The sequence below is a fragment of the Nocardia aurea genome (assembly GCF_003123685.1).
GTDB lineage: Bacteria > Actinomycetota > Actinomycetes > Mycobacteriales > Mycobacteriaceae > Nocardia > Nocardia aurea.
Genome location: NZ_QCYJ01000130.1, coordinates 553,004 through 572,829 on the forward strand (window position 1 = coordinate 553,004; position 19,826 = coordinate 572,829).

20 protein-coding genes and 1 riboswitch are annotated in these 19,826 nt (G+C 67.5%); of the genes, 10 read left to right on the plus strand and 10 right to left on the minus strand.

Annotated features, from left to right (window positions below; translation table 11 throughout):
• Positions 1-25 precede the first annotated feature (25 nt).
• Together DAT37_RS34470 and pta are read right to left on the minus strand one after the other, a co-directional pair.
• Positions 26-1,270, minus strand: a complete 1,245-nt coding sequence (locus DAT37_RS34470; RefSeq protein ID WP_109529033.1) for an acetate kinase — start codon at positions 1,268-1,270, stop codon at positions 26-28.
• A gap of 141 nt (positions 1,271-1,411) precedes the next feature.
• Positions 1,412-3,484, minus strand: a complete 2,073-nt coding sequence (gene pta / locus DAT37_RS34475; RefSeq protein ID WP_109529034.1) for a phosphate acetyltransferase — start codon at positions 3,482-3,484, stop codon at positions 1,412-1,414.
• A gap of 142 nt (positions 3,485-3,626) precedes the next feature.
• Between pta and DAT37_RS34480 the strand changes: the two genes are divergently transcribed.
• From DAT37_RS34480 to DAT37_RS34500, 5 genes are all read left to right on the plus strand, one after another.
• Complete coding sequence (locus tag DAT37_RS34480) at positions 3,627-4,139, plus strand: nitroreductase family deazaflavin-dependent oxidoreductase (RefSeq protein WP_109529172.1); 513 nt, start codon at positions 3,627-3,629, stop codon at positions 4,137-4,139.
• A 57-nt stretch (positions 4,140-4,196) separates the two neighbouring features.
• A complete protein-coding gene (locus DAT37_RS34485) occupies positions 4,197-4,838 on the plus strand; it encodes a type 1 glutamine amidotransferase family protein (RefSeq protein ID WP_109529035.1) in 642 nt (213 codons plus the stop codon).
• A 33-nt stretch (positions 4,839-4,871) separates the two neighbouring features.
• Entirely contained in the window at positions 4,872-5,324 is a 453-nt protein-coding gene (locus DAT37_RS34490) for a MarR family winged helix-turn-helix transcriptional regulator (RefSeq protein WP_109529036.1), read from the plus strand.
• A gap of 35 nt (positions 5,325-5,359) precedes the next feature.
• Complete coding sequence (locus DAT37_RS34495; protein ID WP_109529037.1) at positions 5,360-5,545, plus strand: hypothetical protein; 186 nt, start codon at positions 5,360-5,362, stop codon at positions 5,543-5,545.
• An 88-nt stretch (positions 5,546-5,633) separates the two neighbouring features.
• Positions 5,634-6,080, plus strand: coding sequence for an RpiB/LacA/LacB family sugar-phosphate isomerase (locus DAT37_RS34500; protein WP_109529038.1), 447 nt, complete (start codon positions 5,634-5,636; stop codon positions 6,078-6,080).
• Between the two features lie 137 nt (positions 6,081-6,217).
• Here the strand turns inward: DAT37_RS34500 and DAT37_RS34505 are convergent, their stop codons facing one another.
• A complete protein-coding gene (locus DAT37_RS34505) occupies positions 6,218-6,904 on the minus strand; it encodes a hypothetical protein (protein WP_109529039.1) in 687 nt (228 codons plus the stop codon).
• An 80-nt stretch (positions 6,905-6,984) separates the two neighbouring features.
• Positions 6,985-7,743 (minus strand): HAD-IIA family hydrolase, encoded by a 759-nt coding sequence (locus DAT37_RS34510; RefSeq protein WP_109529173.1) that lies wholly within the window; start codon positions 7,741-7,743, stop codon positions 6,985-6,987.
• A gap of 255 nt (positions 7,744-7,998) precedes the next feature.
• Here DAT37_RS34510 and fgd point away from each other — a divergent pair, with 255 nt between their 5' ends.
• Positions 7,999-9,009: a glucose-6-phosphate dehydrogenase (coenzyme-F420) gene (gene fgd / locus DAT37_RS34515; RefSeq protein WP_109529040.1), complete on the plus strand. Its 1,011-nt coding sequence runs from the start codon at positions 7,999-8,001 to the stop codon at positions 9,007-9,009.
• 64 nt (positions 9,010-9,073) lie between these two features.
• Here the strand turns inward: fgd and DAT37_RS34520 are convergent, their stop codons facing one another.
• From DAT37_RS34520 to DAT37_RS34530, 3 genes are all read right to left on the minus strand, one after another.
• Positions 9,074-10,288, minus strand: coding sequence for an O-succinylhomoserine sulfhydrylase (locus DAT37_RS34520; protein WP_109529041.1), 1,215 nt, complete (start codon positions 10,286-10,288; stop codon positions 9,074-9,076).
• Positions 10,285-10,701, minus strand: a complete 417-nt coding sequence (locus DAT37_RS34525) for a rhodanese-like domain-containing protein (protein WP_109529042.1) — start codon at positions 10,699-10,701, stop codon at positions 10,285-10,287. The genes DAT37_RS34520 and DAT37_RS34525 overlap by 4 nt, the downstream gene beginning before the upstream one ends.
• A gap of 15 nt (positions 10,702-10,716) precedes the next feature.
• Positions 10,717-10,832: riboswitch (SAM riboswitch) on the minus strand.
• Positions 10,833-10,908: 76 nt separating this feature from the next.
• A complete protein-coding gene (locus DAT37_RS34530; RefSeq protein WP_109529043.1) occupies positions 10,909-11,370 on the minus strand; it encodes an Rv0361 family membrane protein in 462 nt (153 codons plus the stop codon).
• A gap of 374 nt (positions 11,371-11,744) precedes the next feature.
• Here DAT37_RS34530 and DAT37_RS34535 point away from each other — a divergent pair, with 374 nt between their 5' ends.
• Positions 11,745-13,157 carry an FAD-dependent oxidoreductase gene (locus DAT37_RS34535; RefSeq protein WP_109529044.1) on the plus strand — a complete coding sequence of 471 codons (1,413 nt, stop codon included), beginning with the start codon at positions 11,745-11,747 and terminating at the stop codon, positions 13,155-13,157.
• A gap of 80 nt (positions 13,158-13,237) precedes the next feature.
• The gene (locus DAT37_RS34540; RefSeq protein ID WP_109529045.1) at positions 13,238-14,101 is read left to right on the plus strand and encodes an amidohydrolase family protein; all 864 of its coding nucleotides are present in this window, start codon (positions 13,238-13,240) and stop codon (positions 14,099-14,101) included.
• 10 nt (positions 14,102-14,111) lie between these two features.
• Here DAT37_RS34540 and DAT37_RS34545 read toward each other — a convergent pair whose 3' ends face one another.
• The 3 genes from DAT37_RS34545 to DAT37_RS44480 form a co-directional block, all read right to left on the minus strand.
• Positions 14,112-14,594 (minus strand): DUF456 domain-containing protein, encoded by a 483-nt coding sequence (locus DAT37_RS34545; protein ID WP_109529046.1) that lies wholly within the window; start codon positions 14,592-14,594, stop codon positions 14,112-14,114.
• A 91-nt stretch (positions 14,595-14,685) separates the two neighbouring features.
• Positions 14,686-15,339, minus strand: a complete 654-nt coding sequence (locus DAT37_RS34550; protein ID WP_109529047.1) for a hypothetical protein — start codon at positions 15,337-15,339, stop codon at positions 14,686-14,688.
• A 179-nt stretch (positions 15,340-15,518) separates the two neighbouring features.
• Positions 15,519-16,022, minus strand: coding sequence for a hypothetical protein (locus DAT37_RS44480; RefSeq protein ID WP_157978837.1), 504 nt, complete (start codon positions 16,020-16,022; stop codon positions 15,519-15,521).
• Between the two features lie 2,388 nt (positions 16,023-18,410).
• Between DAT37_RS44480 and DAT37_RS34565 the strand changes: the two genes are divergently transcribed.
• Both DAT37_RS34565 and DAT37_RS34570 read left to right on the plus strand, forming a co-directional pair.
• Positions 18,411-18,659 carry a hypothetical protein gene (locus DAT37_RS34565; protein ID WP_109529050.1) on the plus strand — a complete coding sequence of 83 codons (249 nt, stop codon included), beginning with the start codon at positions 18,411-18,413 and terminating at the stop codon, positions 18,657-18,659.
• A gap of 87 nt (positions 18,660-18,746) precedes the next feature.
• Positions 18,747-19,826 (plus strand): cupin domain-containing protein, encoded by a 1,080-nt coding sequence (locus DAT37_RS34570; protein ID WP_109529051.1) that lies wholly within the window; start codon positions 18,747-18,749, stop codon positions 19,824-19,826.

A 19,826-nucleotide genomic window follows, 5' to 3' on the forward strand; every position in this document is an offset into this window, starting at 1 on the left:
CTCGGCGAGCGCGAGAAACAGGCGGTCAGCGGCCCCCGCTCTCGACGGAATTCGATCGCCCGCCGCGTTCGGCGACCACCCGGCTCGCGGCGCGGGCGATAGCCAGTTCCTCGTTGGTCGGCACGACCAGGACCGGGACCTTCGCGCCCGCGGGTGAGATATACCTGGCACCACGCTCTTTCGCGGTGTTGCGGGCCGGGTCGACGGTGATGCCGAAATTCTCCAACCCCGCCAGCGCGTCGGCGCGGACCGCGGGGCTGTTCTCTCCGACGCCCGCGGTGAAGGTGATGGCGTCGACGCGGCCCAACTCCACCAGGTACGCGCCGAGGTAGCGGCGCAGCCGGTGGATGTAGACGTCGTAGGCCAGGCGGGCCGATTCGTCGCCCGCGTCGATGAGTCGCTGCAATTCGCGGAAATCGTTGACCCCGGACAGGCCCTTGATACCGGAATTCCGGTTGAGCAGTCGATCTATGGCGTCGGCATCGAGACCGGCCGAGCGCATGAGATGCAGCAGGATGCCCGGATCGAGATCGCCGCCGCGGGTGCCCATCACCAGACCTTCCAGCGGGGTGAGTCCCATGGTCGTGTCGGCCGGATCGCCGCCTCGGACGGCGGAGGCCGAGGCGCCGTTGCCGAGGTGGAAGATGATCTGATTCGTCCGATCCGGCGCTCGGTCCAGGAATTCGGCGACCTGTCCCGCCACGTATTCGTGCGAGGTGCCGTGGAACCCGTATTTCCGGATACCGTGTGCCGCCGCGACTTTCGCGTCGATCGCGTAGGTTTTCGCGGCTTCGGGCAGGCCGTGGAAGAACGCGGTATCGAAGACGGCGACCTGCGGCACACCGGGCAGCAGCTCGCGCGTGCTCTCGATTCCGGTGACATTGGCCGGATTGTGCAGCGGTGCGAGAGTGGACAATTCGGAGATCGCCGCCACCACGTCATCGGTGATCAGCGTCGGCTCGTAGAAGATCTCACCGCCGTGCACCACCCGGTGACCGACCGCGCGCACCCCGGCGGCGGCCAGGTCGTGGCCGGTGTCGGCGAACATGTCGAAGACCAGGCGCAATCCCGCCTTGTGGTCCGGGATCGGGCCCTCGTGTTCGATACGCCTGCCGTCGGCTCGATGCTCGACCGAGCCGCGCTCCTCACCGATCCGCTCCACCAGCCCGGACGCCGCGACCACGCCCGATTCCGGGTCGAGCAGCTGGTATTTGATGGACGAGGAGCCGGAATTGATCACCAGCACCAGATCGTCCGCGCGTTCGCTCATCATGCCTTCCTCGTACCGCTGTAGCTCACATCCGCGTTCACCGGGATGCCGTGTGCCGCGTCACCGGTGCGGGCACAGACCGCCCGTCGACGTCCACTCTCACGCGTGGCCGTTCACCGCGCCACCGCCCACACGCAGCGCTCATTCGCCCTGCGCCTGGATCGCGGTGATCGCCACCGTATTGACGATGTCGGCGACCAGCGCACCCCGCGACAGGTCGTTGACCGGCTTGTTCAATCCCTGCAACACCGGACCGATGGCGATCGCGCCCGCGCTGCGCTGCACGGCTTTGTAGGTGTTGTTGCCGGTATTGAGATCCGGGAAGATGAACACCGTCGCGCGTCCGGCGACCACGGAGTCGGGGAGTTTGGTGGTGGCGACCGTCGGTTCGATCGCCGCGTCGTACTGGATCGGACCCTCCACCAACAGTTCCGAGGCGCGTTCGCGCACCAGCTTGGTCGCCACCCTGACCTTGTCGACGTCGGCGCCGCTGCCGGATTCACCGGTCGAATACGACAGCATGGCGATACGCGGGTCGATGCCGAAACGCGCGGCGGTCTTCGCCGAGGAGATCGCGATATCGGCGAGCTGTTCCGAACTCGGGTCGGGGACGACGGCGCAGTCACCGTAGGCCAGCACCCGATCGGCCAGACACATCAGGAAGACGCTGGACACCGTGGAGACGCCGGGAACGGTTTTGATGATCTCGAAGGACGGGCGGATGGTGTGCGCGGTGGTGTGCGCGGCGCCGGAAACCATGCCGTCGGCGATGCCCTTGTGCACCATCATGGTGCCGAAATACGAGATGTCGACCACGATTTCGCGCGCGCGCTCGATGGTCATGCCCTTGTGCCTGCGCAATTCGGTGTACTCGGCGGCGAATTCGTCCAGGTAGCCGGAGGTTCGGGGGCTGAGCACCTCGGCGTCGGAGATGTCGACGCCGAGTTCGGCGGCCCTGGCCCGCACACCGGCCTCCTCGCCGAGGATCACCAGGTCGGCGATCTTGCGTTGCAGCACCCGGCCCGCCGCGCGCAGCACGCGATCGTCGTCACCTTCGGGTAGCACGATGCGTTTGCGGTCGGCGCGCGCCCGCTCGATCAGCTGGTATTCGAACATCTGCGGGGTGACGATATTCGTCCGCGGCACGGCGATGCGGCGCAGCAGTTCCAGCGCGTCCACGTGCTGTTCCATCAGTGCGAGCGCGGTATTGACCTTGCGCGGATTACCGGCCGACATGCGCCCGCGCGTGCGATATGCGGCGCTCGCGGTGTCGTATGTGCCCAATTCCGTTCGGAGAATGGGTAGTCGGGGTTTGAGCCCCTCCATCAGCCGCGCGACGGCGGGATGGGGCAACATGCCGCCGTTCATGATGATGCCCGACAGCGACGGGAATCCGGCCGCCTCGTGCGCGTTGACGACGGCGAGCAGGACATCGGAACGGTCACCGGGGGCGATCACCACGACGCCGTCGGTCAGCCGTTCCAGGATGTGTTCGGCCGTCATGCCGCCCACCATGATCTTCAGCGCTTCACGGTGCAGCAGTTCCGGGTCGCCGCTGTACATCTCGCCGTCGACGGCCGTGCACAGTTCGGCCATGGTCGGCGCGATGAGCAGCGGGACCTCGGGCAACGTCCACGATGGCACCTCGAAACTTCCCAGGGCCGAACAGATCTCGGTGAGTTCACCGGGTTCGCAGCGGTTGGCGATGATCGCGACCAATTGCGCGTGTTCCTGGTCGAGTTCGGAGACGCACAGGTCGACGAGGTGTCGCACCTCCTCGGGGGTGCGATCGGAACCGCGCACCACCAGCAGCACCGGCGCGCCGAGATTCACCGCGATCCGCGCGTTGAAACGCAATTCGCTCGGGCTGGCGACATCGGTGTAATCGCTGCCGATCACGACCACCGCGTCGCAGACCCGGGCGACCTCGTGGAATCGCATCACGATCTCACTGATCGCGGCATCGGGATCGGTGTGCACCTGTTCGTAGGTGACGCCGACGGCCTGCGCGTAGTCGATATCGGCGGTGCTGTGTTCGAGCAACAGCTCCAGAATGTAGTCGGGCTCGTCGGTCGACCGGGTGATCGGCCGGAACACCCCGACCCTGGCGGTGCTGGCGCACAGCATCTGGAGTACGCCGAGCGCGACCGTCGATTTGCCGGTGTCGCCTTCCGGCGAGGCGATGTACACGGTGGACGGAGGTGAGTCGGCCATATCGCCGAGCTTAATGAGCGGTAACCTCCGGTGGCCGCCGGAACTCGGCAACTATCCGGAGAATCACGTACCGACCCGGGCGATGATGGTGATCCGCTATAACCCGCGAACCTACGGCGCCGTCGCGGCCTATAGTCCCGGTATGGGTACGGCGCAGCAATTCCCCGACCGACCGTGGGGATCGAGTACGACTGTCGTGGCCCGCGCGGCCAACAGGTTCGCGGCGACCAAACCCGGTTCCTGGTTCATCAGGCGGATCACGCCGCTGGACCGCGCCCTGCTCGAGCGCACCGATGCCAGATACACCGTGCTCGGCCCGATCGGCGCACCCGTCATCCTGCTCACCACCATCGGTCGTAAATCCGGGCGGCCGCGCACCCAGCCGCTGCTGTACGTGCACGACGGCGACACCCTGTACGTCATCGGCAGCAACTTCGGACAGCGACGACACCCGGCCTGGTCGGCCAATCTGCTGGTGAATCCGACCGCCATCGTCGCCATCGCGGGCGAACGCATCCGCGTCAAGGCCACCGCCGTTCCCGAGGCCGACAAGGACGCGATCTTCGCCCGATTCGTGGAGATCACCGGCGCCTATTCCGCCTATCGCTCTCGCACCGACCGCGACCTGCGCATCTTCGCCCTGACCCGCGACTGATCCGGATCGACCCCGGCAGTATTGACAGTATGCTGTCAATTATGACAGCATACTGTCATGACTTCGAAGACGGTACACACGGCGGTTTTCGACACCCTCGCCGATTGGGAGGTCGGCGCCGCCATCGCGCATATCAACAAACCGGAATGGCAGCGGGCCCCCGGTTCCTACGAGGTGAGAACGGTGGGGCGCACCGGCGATCCGATCGTCACCATGGGCGGGGTCCGGATCGTTCCCGATCTGACGCTGGAGGACCTGACACCAGAGCAGAGCGCGATGCTGATCCTGCCCGGCGCGGATCAGTGGATCAGCGGTCAACTGGCCGACTTCGAGCAGAAGGCGACCGAATTCGTCGCGGCGGGCGTGCCGGTGGCGGGTATCTGCGGCGCCACTTTCGGGCTCGCGCGCGCCGGACTGCTCGACAACAGGCACCACACCAGTAATGCGGCCGTATTCCTCGAGTACAGCGGGTACGCGGGCGCGGGCCGGTACATCGACGAACTCGCGGTCACCGACGGCGATGTCATCACCGCCTCCGGCACCGCGCCGTTCGCCTTCGCCCGGGAGGTTCTCGGCCGCCTCGGCGTCTACGAGCCCCACATTCTGCAGGCGTGGTATCGGCTCTACGCGAACAACGACGCGGCGGCATACGCGATATTGGACGAGTACGAACACGCGCGAACGGCGGTCGCGCGGTGAGGAACGAATATCCGGAAATCATCGAGAGCCGACATGGCTGAAACCGGCGATCGACAACTCTTCAGCACGGCCGCGATCACCTCGTTCCGGCTCAACGGCCAATTCCTGGCCATCGCGGAGGAATTGGCCGTCCCCGCCGGGCTGACGGCGGCATGGTGGCAGGTACTCGGCGCGATACTGCGCGAACCTTTGCCGGTGGCCGGTATCGCCCGCGCCATGGGCATCACCCGCCAGAGCGTGCAGCGGATCGCCGACATCGTGGTGGACCGGGGTTTGGCCGAATACCGGCCGAATCCCACGCACCGGCGCGCCAAACTGGTCGCCTTGACCGAGGATGGGCGCGCCGCGATCGAGCGGATCACACCCGCGCACGCGGTGATCGCCGACCGGCTCGTCGCCGAGCTCGGACAGGAACGTTTCGCCGAGACCGTCGCGATGCTGACCGAATTGTCGGCCGCGCTCGACGCGATCACCGACCGGACCTGACCGATCGGACTCCCACCGTTCTTCCAGATCCTGCCGTGGCGCCCGGCGGCGGATCGGGCGCGGTCACGCCGTCGATGCGCGCGCCGTCGACGATCGACACCGGACCGCGCGAGTTCGACGATGCCTACGGCGTCCGGGTGTACGTGCACGACGGCGACACCCTGTACGTCATCGGAGCAACTTCGGGCAGCGACGACACCCGGCCTGGTCGGCCGATCTGACCACGGCCGGTCGGTGCGCGCGGGAATTCGCCCGGTACCGACCGAGATCGGTGTTCCGCCCGGGCCCGGGGCTCACTACCCTTGGCCCATGCGGATATCTGTTTCGGCCGACGAGCGGACCGGGGTCGCCGACGACGTGGTTCGCGAACTCGCGCGGCGTGGTTTCGAGACCACGGTGCACGGCGCGCTGTCGGAGACCGAACGCGACGATTGGGCGTGGGCGAGCGAAGCCGTCGCGCGTGACGTCGCCGAGGGCCGCGCCGATCAGGGCATCGTGTGCTGCTGGACCGGAACCGGTGCGTCGATCGCGGCGAACAAGGTCGCCGGGATCAGGGCGGCGTTGTGCGCGGATGCCGCGACGGCCGCCGGGGCGCGCACCTGGAACGACGCGAACGTGCTCGCGCTCAGCCTGCGCACGACCTCGGGCGCCGAACTCACCGAGATACTCGACGCGTGGTTCGCCGGTCGGCCGAGCGCGGAATCCGATGATCGGGCCAATATCGAACATCTCGCGGACATCGAGCGCGGCCGCTGAGTCGGAAACCAGGGCGGACACTTGCGCGCAGGACTATCCCTTCGACACCGGCATCGGATGCAGGCACAGCGAAAACCGTTGCCGCCGTGCGCCGAAGGCAATGGCGATCCCACGCCGCGGGCGGATATTCAACGCGACTAGGGGGTCTTGAGCGGAACTCCTTCGATGACGCGGTGTTTCACCGCGCGGAAATCCTTGATGCCGTCCACGTCGATGATCGGGGTGCCGTCCTCGGCGGTGTCATCGAGGATGCGCAGCAACTCCCGGTCGAAATACTCGAGCAGTTTCGGATCATCGAGTTGGATCCCCTCCGGTTCGTCGTCGATCATCAGGCGCGGGCTCCCGACCACGACGTCGGCGTCCAATTCGCCCTCGATGGTGAAGAAATGCTCCTCGCCGTAGAACAGGTCGGCGCTGATATCTCCTCCGATATAGGCGCTGCAATCGTTGTAGTCGCCGATGAGCCTGCCGACATGCAGATCGCCGTGCACTTCCAGCCACCCGGCGGTGACCACGTCCCTGGCATGCATATCGCCGGTGACCAGCAGATACGTCTCCGGGTCGTCCTGGTCGGTGTACGCGCCGTCGACACGGAGATCCCCGAGGACGATCAGCAGGAACGCCCCCTCGGTGAACAGGTCCAGATCGCCTCGAACGTGCAGATCCCCTGCCACGAACAGAATGTCGAGGGTGTAGCTCTCGATATCGTCGAGCGCCCCGGTGATCTGCTCGGCCTTGTATTCCTCCCGGAACCCCTCGATCGCGGCCAGGATTTCCTCGCGTGACACCTGGTCCGCCTTGAAACTTCGTGCATCGGCAATCATGGCGGAGAAGCTACACGCCGTCCCCGACACTGCAACGGGCACTTCACGTTCCGCGCGCGCGGATTCGCCGAGCCCCGGGTTCAGTCGCCGAAAGGTCGCGAGGTGCGTCCGACGAGATCGGCGACCGAATCGATGACCGCCGTCGGCCGATACGGATATTGCTCGACCGAATTCCGCGTCGAGATACCGGTGGTCACCAGGATCGTGCGCATACCCGCCTCGAGACCGGAGACGACATCGGTGTCCATCCTGTCCCCGATCATCACGGTGGATTGCGAATGCGCGCCGATGCGCCGCAATGCCGAGCGCATCATGAGCGGATTCGGTTTACCGACGTAATAGGGGTCCTTGCCGGTGGCGCGGGTGATGAGCGCGGCGACCGAACCCGTCGCGGGAAGCAATCCGTCGCGTGAGGGTCCGGTCGCGTCCGGATTGGTGGCGATGAATCGAGCGCCGCGTTCGACGAGCCGAATGGCGGTCGTGATCGCCTCGAACGAATAGGTGCGGGTCTCACCGAGTACCACGTAGTCCGGGTCGCTATCGGTCAGCACATAGCCGATCTCGTGCAGTGCCGTGGTGAGACCGGATTCCCCGACCACGTACGCGGTACCGTTCGGGCGCTGGTCGTCGAGGAATGTCGCGGTCGCCAGCGCCGAGGTCCAGATCGCGTCCTCGGGGATGTCGAGACCGCTGTGACGCAGCCTGGCCTGCAGATCGCGCGGGGTGCGTATCGAATTGTTGGTCAGGACCAGGAACGGGATCTGTTTGTCGCGCAATTCGGCGAGGAAATCGTCGGCGCCGGGAACGAGGTGATCCTCGTGGACCAGCACCCCGTCCATATCGGTGAGGTAGGACAGGATCGGCTCGTCGTCTGGAGTCACGAGTCAATTATCGGCTACCCGCGGCGGGAGCGCCCGGACACGGCGCGGCGGGCCGCCGGACGCGCCCCTGCACAACGTCGCGAATCGGGCTGGCTATGGTCGAATCAGCCGTACGCCGCACGGCGCTGGTGCGGGGAAACGCCCGCGTGCGGCCGACCGGTGTCGGAAATACCCGCACCGGATGCGTGGCAGCGAAGCGAAGGAGTGACGCACATGAGTGGTCTCAAACTCGGATACAAGGCGTCGGCGGAACAATTCGGACCGCGCGAACTGGTCGAGATCGCGGTGCTCGCCGAGGAACACGGACTCGACAGCGCGACGGTGAGCGACCATTTCCAGCCGTGGCGGCACAAGGGCGGACATGCCCCGTTCTCGCTGGCCTGGATGGCCGCGGTGGGTGAGCGCACCCGGCGCATCCAGCTGGGCACCTCGGTGCTGACCCCGACCTTCCGCTACAACCCCGCGGTGATCGCCCAGGCCTTCGCGACCATGGGCTGCCTGTACCCGGACCGCGTGATGCTCGGCGTCGGCACCGGTGAGGCGCTCAACGAGATCGCGACCGGCTACACCGGGGAATGGCCGGAGTTCAAGGAGCGGTTCGCCCGGCTACGCGAATCCGTCGACCTGATGCGCGCCCTGTGGACCGGTGAGCGCACCGATTTCGAGGGCCAGTACTACAAGACCGTCGGCGCTTCCATCTACGACGTGCCCAAAGGCGGCATTCCCGTCTATATCGCCGCGGGCGGCCCGCTGGTCGCCCGGTACGCCGGTCGCGCGGGCGACGGTTTCATCTGCACGTCGGGCAAGGGCATGGACCTCTACACCGAGAAGCTGATGCCCGCCGTCGCAGAAGGCGCGGGCAAGGCCGGGCGCTCGGTCGACGATATCGACCGGATGATCGAGATCAAGATCTCCTACGACACCGATCCCGAACTGGCGCTGGAGAACACTCGTTTCTGGGCGCCGCTGTCGCTGACCGCCGAACAGAAGCACAGCATCACCGACCCGATCGAGATGGAAACCGCCGCCGACGCGCTGCCGATCGAACAGATCGCCAAGCGCTGGATCGTCGCCAGCGACCCCGACGAGGCCGTGACCCAGATCAAGCCGTACCTGGACGCCGGGCTCAACCACCTGGTCTTCCACGCCCCCGGCCACGATCAGCGCCGGTTCCTCGAACTGTTCGAACGCGATCTCGGCCCCCGCCTGCGCGCGCTCGCCTAGTCGATGAACGCGAAGAACCCCGTCCCGGACCGGGACGGGGTTCTTTCGTCTGTCGCGTGGAATCTCAGCGCAGCGCGCGCTCGAGATCTCCGAGCAGGTCATCGACATCCTCCAGGCCGACCGAGATGCGCACCACCCCGTCGGACAGGCCGATGGTGGCGCGTCCCTCGGGCCCCATGGCGCGGTGCGTCGTGGTGGCCGGGTGGGTGATGAGCGTCTTGGAATCGCCGAGATTGTTCGAGATATCGACGATCCGCAACCGGTTGAGCACTTCGAAGGCCCGTTTCTTCGCCTCGTTCGCGGGCGCGTCGAGTTCGAAGGTGACCACGGTGCCGCCGCCGCTCATCTGACCGGTCGCCAGCGCGTGCTGCGGATGCGATTCCAGATAGGGGTAGCGCACCCAGCTCACCGAATCGTTGCCCTCGAGGAAACGCGCGATCCGCAGCGCCGATTCGGTGGAGTGCCGCACCCGCAGCGGCATGGTCTCCAGGCCCTTGAGCAGCGTCCACGCGTTGAACGGGCTCAGCGCCGGACCCGTGTGACGCATCAGGTTCTTCACCGGACCGTCGATGTAGTCCTGCGGGCCGAGGATCGCGCCGCCGAGTACCCGGCCCTGACCGTCGATATGTTTGGTACCCGAATAGACGAGGACGTCGGCGCCGAGGTCGAACCCGCGCTGGAGCAGCGGGGTGGCGAAGACGTTGTCCAGCACAACCTTCGCGCCGGCCGCATGGGCGAGTTCACTGACCCTGCGCACATCGACCAGGGTCTGCATGGGATTGGCCGGGGTCTCGAAGAACACCGCCTGCGTCGGCACCGACAGCGCCTGTTCCCACTGGTCCAGATCCTCGCCGTCGACGAAGACGGTTTCGATGCCCCAGCGCGGCAGGATCTCGTTGCACACCACGAAACAGGACCCGAAGAGGCTGCGCGCGGCCACCAGTCGATCGCCCGCGCTCAAAAGCGCTCCGAGCGAGGTGAATACGGCCGACATGCCGCTCGCCGTGGCGAAACAGGCTTCCGCGCCGTCGAGCAGACGCATCCGCTCCTCGAACATGGCGACCGTCGGGTTGCCGTAGCGGGAGTAGACGAAATGTTCGACGTCGCCGGTGAACGCGGCCTCGGCCGCCTCGGCGCTCTCGTAGACGAAACCGGAGGTCAGATACAGCGCCTCGGAGGTCTCCTCGAAACCGGAGCGGCGCAGACCGCCGCGCACACCGAGGGTCGCCGGACCGACGTCGTCGGGTAGCGGCTTGTCGAACGCGCCGCCGGTGATCACGACTGCCGCCAGGGCAGACCCGTGGCACGCCAGCCCTGGCCACCGCGGTGACCGGAGCTGTCGAGGCCGCCCTCGAATCCGTCCAGCACGTTGTAGGACGGGCCGATCCCGAGCTGGGTCGCCAGATTCGCGGCATGCGCCGAACGCTGACCGGAGCGACACAGGAAGACCACGGGCGCTTCCGGATCGCGCGTCCCGAGGGCCTTGCCCAGCTGGTCGGCGAATTCGGTGTTACGGGCGCCGTTGCTGTCGACCCATTCGATCAGCACCGTCGGCCGATCGATCGAGCTGGTGTCGGGCACTCCGACGAAACGCCATTCCGCGTCGGTGCGCACATCGACCAAGACGGCCTTGGGATGCTCCTGGAGTATTTCCCACGCCTGCTGCGGGGTGATGTCTCCGGCATAACTCATGTCGATCCTCCTGTGAATCCGCACTTGCCACACCCGTTTTCGGTGCGCGGCCGGGTCGTCACCCGGAGCACCCCACCGCGGAGGAGGGTTGCCGACCAGCAAGCCGGGGCTTGACGCTGGTTCTCATGACCTGAACTGAGATTGCCCGTCCGACGGCCGACATGTCAAACGTTCATTTGCGACACGCGGGCAGGTCGTGGACGCAGCTCACCCACAGACCACCCACCTGTCGCCCGCCCGGAGGAAGTTCCAGGTCTCGGTGCTCACTCGGCCGTCGACCCGCACGGTGACGGCGGCCTTGCCCCGGTCACCGTTGACGCGCTGCTCCGCGACTTTCGGTATCTCGATCGAACTTCCGGATGATCCGCCCCCGGCGAACTGTCCTGCCAACGGCGACTTGCCCTCGTCGAATCCGTCGCACGCGACACCGGGCGGCGGCACCGCATCGGTCGCGTTGCGGGCGCTCGCGTAGTTCTGCGCGGCCGCCGCGATCCGGTCGGCCTCTGTGACATTTTTCTCAGCGGGCGAGAACACCCCGCCCGCCACGATCGCGACCAGCACGATCGCCGCGAAGACGGCGGCCGCGATGAACGGCGCCATCGTGCGTTTGTCGGTCTGGTCGACCACGATCGCTTCGTCGTCCTCGGGGGCGGGGCGCTGCTCGGTCATCCCTCGATGATCCCTGGTCGGCGCGGGAATCGGACGTCCACCCCCGCCGCGCCCGCCCGGTCCGGAGGCGTGCCGCGCCGAAACGGCGTCGGTAGGCTGGTGTCACGGGTCGTTCACGGTCGCCCTGAGGTACGGCATCCATCCAGTTCACGACACCCTGATAGGTCGTATGACATGCCACCGATAGAATCGCGGGACTGCGGCCTGCTGTCATAGCCATATGACAGCTCACCGTCGTAGCGACCTGGGCAACGTGCGGGCACGTGCCGGCAGCACCAGCGTCACGCATCGTGAGGTGCGACCGAACGACGCGTGAACTTAGCCTAAGCTAAGACCAACGCCATTAATTTCGAACATAAGGGTGCGCGGAAGAGATGACCGAACAGAGTGCAGCAGCGAGCGGTGATGCTCAGGCGGCCCGTCCGCTCCGCATCGCCATTGTCGGCGCGGGACCGGCGGGCATCTATGCCGCCGACGCGTTGATGAAGTCCGACGCCGACGTCAGCATCGACCTCTACGAGCGCATGCCGGCGCCGTTCGGGCTGATCCGCTACGGCGTCGCGCCCGACCACCCGCGCATCAAAGGCATCATCACCGCCCTGCACAAGGTGCTCGACAAAGAACAGGTCCGCCTGCTCGGCAATATCGACTACGGCACCGACATCACCCTGGACGACCTGCGCCGTTTCTACGACGCGGTGATCTTCTCGACCGGCGCCAACGCCGACCGCGCACTCGACATCCCCGGCATCGATCTCGACGGCTCCTTCGGCGCCGCCGACTTCGTCTCCTGGTACGACGGCCACCCCGACGTGCCGCGCACCTGGCCGCTGGACGCGGAGAAGGTCGCGGTCCTCGGCGTCGGCAACGTCGCGCTCGACGTGGCGCGCGTGCTCGCCAAGACCGGTGACGAACTGCTGCCGACCGAGATCCCGCCGAACGTCTACGAGGGCCTCAAGGGCAACAAGGCGCTCGAGGTGCACGTCTTCGGTCGCCGCGGCCCGGCCCAGGCCAAGTTCACCCCGCTGGAACTGCGTGAACTCGACCACTCGCCGACCATCGAGGTCATCGTCGCCCCCGAGGACATCGACTACGACGAAGGCTCCGAAGCCGCGCGTCGCCATTCCAAGCAGGTCGACATGGTCGCCAACACCCTCGAGCAGTGGGCCATCCGCGACCAGGGCAACCGCCCGCACAAGCTGTTCCTGCACTTCTTCGAATCTCCCGCCGAGATCGTCGGCGACGCCGACGGCAAGGTGATCGGTCTGCGCACCGAACGCACCGAACTCGACGGCACCGGCAACGTCAAGGGCACCGGGGTCATCAAGGACTGGGACATCCAGGCCGTGTACCGGGCGGTCGGCTACCTGTCGCAGAACATCACCAACCTGCCCTTCGACGACCAGGCGGGCACCGTGCCCAACGAGGCCGGACGCGTACTGGCCGACGAGGACGCCGACGGCAAGGCGCGTTTCATGCCGGCGACCTACGTCACCGGCTGGATCAAGCGCGGCCCGGTCGGCCTGATCGGCCACACCAAGGGCGACGCCAACGAGACCGTGGCCTGCCTGCTCGACGACGCCGACGCCTTCGTCTCGGCCCCCGAGCCCGAACTCGACGCCGTGACCGCTTTCCTCGAGGCCAAGGGCGTGCCGTTCACCACCTGGCAGGGCTGGTACCGCCTCGACGCCCACGAACGCGCACTCGGCGAGCCCGAAGGCCGCGAGCGGGTCAAGGTCGTCGAGCGCGAGGACATGCTGCGCGCGAGCGAACCGCACAAGGTCTAGAACCCGCGAAACAGCGACGGTCGGCCGATTCGGCGACCGTCGCCACAGCGGAAACTCGACGACTGAGGCATTCTGTACAAGTGTTCGATGCCCATGTCCACATCTTCGACCCGCGGTTCCCGCTGGCCGAGAACGACGGCTACCTGCCCGACCCCTTCACCATCGCCGACTACCGAAAGCGTATGTCGCGCTTCGACATACGTGGAGGCGCGGTAGTCAGCGGTTCGTTCCAAGGCACCGATCAGAGCTACCTGAAGGCAGCACTATCGGAGTTGGGCGAAGGCTGGGTCGGCGTGACCGCGCTCGACCTCGAAGCGACCGACGAGGAGATCGTCGACCTGGATCGCGCCGGGGTGCGAGCGCTGCGCTTCAACGTCAAACGCGCCGCCGCCGACATCACCGCCATGACCTTGCAGGCGCTGCGCGCCCACGACCTGGTCGGCTGGCACGTCGAGGTCTACATCGACGGCAAGATGCTGACCTCGCTGCAACCGGTGATCTCCAAACTTCCCGCCTTCTCCATCGACCACCTCGGTATGTCCGACGAGGGCCTGCCCTACCTGCTCGACCTGGTCGATCGCGGGGCTCGCGTCAAGGCGACCGGTTTCGGCCGCGTCTCCATGAACGTCGCCAACACCCTGCGCCGCATCCACGCCGTCAACCCCGAAGCACTCATGTTCGGCACCGACCTGCCCGGCACCCGCGCGGGCCGCCCCTTCCGGGATTCCGACGTCGACCTCATCTGCGACGTCGTCGGCACCGACATGTTCGCCGTCCTCGAGGACAACGCCCGCCGCTTCTACCGCCTGCCCCTCCACCGCCAGGCCGCCCCCACCCCCACCGCCCCCTTCCACAAACCCGAACACCCCACCCTCCCCATCCGCCGCGACGACCTCCCCAAACCCTCCGACGACACCATCCCCTTCCCCGCCATCGAAAGGTGAGTCGGGCCGGCTACGCGATGAAGGCGCCGAGGAACCAGGTGGCGGTGGCGAGCAGGGCGCCGAGGAGTTCGATCAGCATGGACAGGCCGACGCCCTTGAGCGCGTGTTTGGTCGACTGCCAGGCCGGTCGGTTGTCGCCGAGGCGTTGCAGTTCCGAGAGGTAGACGCCGAGAACGAATCCCACGATCAAGCCGACGAAGGGGATGACGAAGAAGCCGACGATGCCGAGAACGGCGCCGAGGAACAGGGCGCGGTTGGAGACACCCGCGTCCTTCATCTTTCGACCGGGCCACGTGTATTTGACGATCGCGGACACCACCAGGAAAACCGCGCTGACAGCGAAGATCGACCACGCGGTCGCCCCGCCCGTCAGGAACGCCCACACCCCGATCGCGCCGAAGATCAGAATCGCCCCCGGCAGGATCGGGACGATGATCCCGACCAGTCCGACCAGAATGACCAGGCCGACGACGACCTCTCCCCACACGCTCACCGCTGATCCCTCCGACTCCAGCGCCCAGTCACGCTGCCAGGATTCTCGCCTACGCGCACGCGGTCCGCACAGCGGAGGTTCCGGCGGGTGGTCACCCGTGCTCGGACTCGTCCGGCTTGCCGCTTCGAGGTCGCGGCACTCCAGCCAAGCGGTAGGCGGCGATGAGGAAGGCGGTTTGGGCGGCAGTATTGCACAGTTGTTCCGTCCACTGCAGGGCGACGGTCTGGTCGGGGCGGGCGCCGAGGGGGCCGAGGACGAAGAACGCCAGGAGTTGGGCGGCGATCAGGGCGGCGGATAGATTGTCGCCGCGGCGGCGGGCCAGGCGGATGAGGTGGATGCCGGTGAGGGTGGCGAAGACGGTGGTGCTCACCAGCATCGGGAGGGTGTCGGCGGCGAGTATCGCGGCGACGGCGCAGACGGCGATGAGCGCGACGGTCGGGATGATGAACCCGCGCGAGAGCCGACCGGTCGCGGCGCGTCTCAATTCCGCGTACAGCAGGGCGAATCCGAGGGTCAGGAGCGGAAACAGCATGCCGCGCAACCACGGCAGGTCGGGGCCGCCCGCCGCCACGACGAGTTTCGCTGTGGCCTTGGCGAATCCGCCCGTGCCGATCAGGGCCGCGGCGAGTACGACCCCTCCGCTTCCGGTGAGGCGGCGCAAGAACAGGACTCCGCAGGTCGTCAGGAATACGGGTGCGAAATCCTCGACGGCGAGCGCGAGGGGATAGTCCGCGGGAGCGCTCATCGGTCGCGCGGTATCCGTGAGTCGCGATCAGCGATGCGGGGGTTTCGTGGATTGAAACGTCGTTTCCACATGGGGGGATTGTGTCCGGGGTTCGATGATCTGTCCAGTTTCGGCCCGGGAGTCCGCCCGACGAATTCGTTGTGAGCAAAACGCCCGGGAATCGCCGCGCCGAACGGGTATCACCAGCACTGATGCGGGTGTCGTTGCCCGGCGATAACGTTGTAGGGGCGTCTTTTTCGGCGCTCCGCGCGAGGAGGGTGTAGGAGATGCTCGTCATCAACGCCGCACGAAACGGCGTCCGGCCCACCGAGAAGCGGATCGCCGGATGGCTGGGGAAGTGGACCGACGAATATCGGGTCGCCGGAATCGTGATCGCCGGGTGCTACGTCCCCGAGCGTGGCAACCCGCGCGCGGGCCGCGAGATCGACCTCGTGGTGATCACACCGCACGTCTGCGTCGCCGTCGACGTGGTGAACATCCTGCCCCGAGCGGGCGGCGAACTGTCGTGTTCGGCCGACGGGCGTTGGAGTCTGTCCGGCGTCCCCGACGATCCGGTGCGGGTACGTCCCGGCGATGTGAATCCGATCAACGAGGTCAGCGATGCCTTCTTCGACCTGAAAGCGTGCGCGGACCGGGTCGGGTTCGACGCGTTCGTCGCGGGACTGGTACTGGTGGCCGGGCACGCGCGGTTCCCGATCACCGTCGAATGGCACGGGCCCCCGCCGCACGGGTGCGATGTCGAAGCAGCGGGGCTCTCCGCGCTGCGGCGGTACTTCCGCAAATCCGCGGCGCGCCGAGAGGTGTCGTGGGACGCCGAACGGGTGCACGCGTTCCTCGGCGCGCTCGGCTACGCGGACCGGGTGACTGTGGAGCAGTTGGTAGCCGAAGGGTTTCCCACCGGACCCGCTCGGTCGACGGACGGGCCTGTATCGGGTGCGAGTGCGCCGTCGGATGTTCGGCGTTCCAGCAGACCCAGGGGCGCGGGCACCACCGACCCCTCCGTGGGACAAGCGCCCGCTGCCCGATCCGGACCCGGCCGTCCTCCGGTCACACCTCGGGACCCGGCCACCGCGCCGCCGCCCGCAAGCGGTGCTCCGGCAGCGGGAGGTCCGGGATCGGGCGGCCCGGCGCTGCCCGGAACAGACCCCGGCCGTCCCAAACCCTCGGCGGCGGGACGCCCGCCCGCCAGCGGTGGTCCCGGAACGGGCGGACCGGGGCGGCCCGGGGGCGACCCCGGCCGTCCCACACCCTCGGCAGGGGGACCCCCATCCGCCAGCGGTGGTCCCGGAACGAGCGGACCCGGATCAGGCGGACCGGCGTGGCCCGGGGGTGACCCCGGGCGTCCGACACCCTCGGCGGCGGGACCGCCACCCGCACGGAATCCCGATGCCCCGAAGGCCGACCCTCGCCAGCCCGCACCGCACCGATCGGTCCCGTCGATACCCGCGCGCGCTTTCGGACCGCCGATACCGTCGGGTCCACCTGCCGCCCCGCCGCTCCCACATCCGGGACCGGGACCGGGACACAATCCCACGGCCGCCCCCGCTCCCGGCGGCTATTCAACTCCGCCGACTGCCCGCCCTCCCGGGCCGCCGCCTGGTAGCCCCAACGCACCACAACGAGGCAGCACGGCCACACCACCCGGCCTTCCCGCCGTGCCCCCACCCGGCGCGGCCACCGAGTCGGGTGGCCCCACCGCGCCACCATCGGCACCCTCGCTCGCGCCACAACCACGCGGTACCGCTGCACCTCCAAGGGGCGGTCCCACCGTGCCACCACCACCGGCGCCCCCTTCCGCGAATTCACCGGGCAGCCTTTCGGTGTCGCCCGGCAGCACCACCGCGCCTTCGCCGGGACGCCCTTCCGCACCTGCCGCCGGCGGTTCCTCCGCGCCCCACTCCAGTGGTCCCGCCGCACTTCCACCCGGTAGTTCTCCTACTGCGCCTCCTCCTACGCGGCCGACGCGTCCTTCGACGCCACCGGTGTTCGCGAAACCTCCTGCCGCACCACAGCAAGCGCAACCACCGGCCACACCGTCGACGCACCCGCAGGCACCTCCGACGCACGGAAAACCGCCGTCGGGCCCGATATCCGTTGAGGCAGCGCCCGCACGACAACAGCCGACCGACCCCCCGGCGCCACCGCGAGGTACCACCGCGTCGGGATATGAGAATCCGCCCGCCGGATCGAGGGCGGGTGATCCGGCTACGGCACAGCCTGCCGACCCTTCGGCCACGGCGTCGTCGCCGGGAATTCCCCCCGATCGCGTACGCGAGAATCGGCCCACCGGAAGGATATTCGTCGGTCCGCCGACAACTTCGTCGCCGCCGGCGCAACCGGGTCCGCCGCCGAGTTCGGCGCAGCAGAACCCACCCGATGGACCGGTATCGACAGGTTCGGTTGCCGAACAACCAGCTTCCGCGACGTCGTCATCGCCGCCGCACACCTCAGCGGCACAGGAAACGCCGATTTCGACGCCCTCTGTTGCCCCAGCGTCGATTCCACCGCTGTATCCCCCGGACACTCCAGCTCAGGAATACGAGAACGTGCCTGCCGGATCGAGACGAGCCGAACCATCCACCGTCGGGCAATCGCCCACCTCACCGGCGGATGGTGACAGCCCGGCCTCGGAACACGGAAGCCTGCCGACCGACCCGGAGAAGGCAGCCGCATCTACGGCATCACCGATCCCGTCGACGGCACCACCGCACCGGATACCCGACGGCCCCGAGTACGGAACCCCGCCCGACGGTCCCGAGCGCGTGGGACCACCGACCGGATCACCGTCACCCACGCCCTCCGGCACGGCACCGCCGCCGACGTCCCTCGCCCCGGAGAACGAAACCCCAGCATCAGCGGGTTCATCCACCGGACCGGCGCAGCACACAGGGCCCGACGCACCCGCGAACCCCCGACGTGGACTGCTGAAGTCACGTCCTCTGGTCTCACCGGCGACCATCGACCGCCTCTCCGACACCGGCCCGAGAAAGGAGCGCCCCGCCGATCCGCCGCGCAATACCGTTGCCCCGCCACGCGATACCGCGACGCGGTCCAGCCGACGCCGGGGCATCGTGGTGCTCGGCGGGGCCGCCGCGATCGCGGTCCTCGGCGGTGTCATCTGGGCGTTCGCGCAGGGCGGTTCGGATTCCACGGACCCGCCGCCGACCGGCGACCAGGTCACCCCGTCGACAACCGCCGAACAGCCCGCGCCCCCGCCGTCCACGGTGCAACCGCCGCCACCACCGCCGCCCACCCAACGGCCGACCACACCACCGCGCACGACACCGCGCGGCTGTTTCCCCTTCCAACCCGACTGCTGACGGCCCCGGGGAGGACCTTCGTATCACCGGCGAATCCGGTCGGCATCGGGTCCGCGTGTACACACCGGTTCTTCGTGGACCCGGGTGATGATCGAGCCAGGAACGATCTCGCCCGGCGATCAAGGAGGACGACGCGTGCCCTCGATCCATACCGCTTCGCTGCTGGCAGGCGAAGAGATCCACCGCAGTGAACTCGGCTCGTTGACCAGGCTGACCGTCGACAGTTTTCCGATACTGAGCGGGCTGTCGATCAAACGTCTCACGCTGGCTCCCGGCGCGATCCGCGAACCGCACTGGCACGCGAACTGCACCGAACTCACCTACTGCACCGAGGGGCGGGCGTTGGTTTCGGTGCTCGACAGCGGGGGGAGGTTCTCGTCGTTCCTGGTGGGTCCAGGGGAGATGTTCCATATCGACTCCGGCGCGTTGCATCACGTGGAGAACATCGGCGATACGGACGCGGAATTCATTCTGGCGTTTCGCCACGAGCGCCCGGAGGATTTCGGGTTGAGTGCCTCGCTCGGCGCGATGACCGATTCGGTGCTCGGCAACACCTACGACCTGGCCGCCTCGGATTTCGCGAAGATCCGGCGGAGTACGACGGCGAAACTGCTCGTCCGGCGCGAGGGCGAGCCGGAGATACCGTCCTGCGCCCATTTCGGCGACCCGCATCATTTCGCGATCGAGGCGATGGCGGCCCCGGTGGATTCACCGGTCGGGTCCGCGCGGACCGCCCGCGAGCAATTCTGGCCGGCGCTGCACGATATCTCGATGTATTCGCTGCGCATCAGGGAAGACGGTATGCGCGAACCGCATTGGCATCCGGTCACCGCGGAGATGGGATACGTGCACCGGGGTTCGGCGCGGATGACGATCATGGATCCGGACGGGACGCTGGACACCTACGTCGTGAACGAGGGCGAGGTGTATTTCGTGCCACGCGCCTACCCGCACCATATCGAGGTCATCGACGCGCCGCGCGTGCACCTGCTGATCTTCTTCGATCAGCCGACACCGGCCGATATCGGCTACCGCGCCTCGATGAGCGCCTATTCCCGCGGCGTTCTCGCCGCGACATTCGGCGTCGCCATCGACGCGCTCCCCGAACTGCCGTTCACCCCCGCCGATCCGCTCATCGTGACCAGGAACAATCCCCTCGTGCCGTAA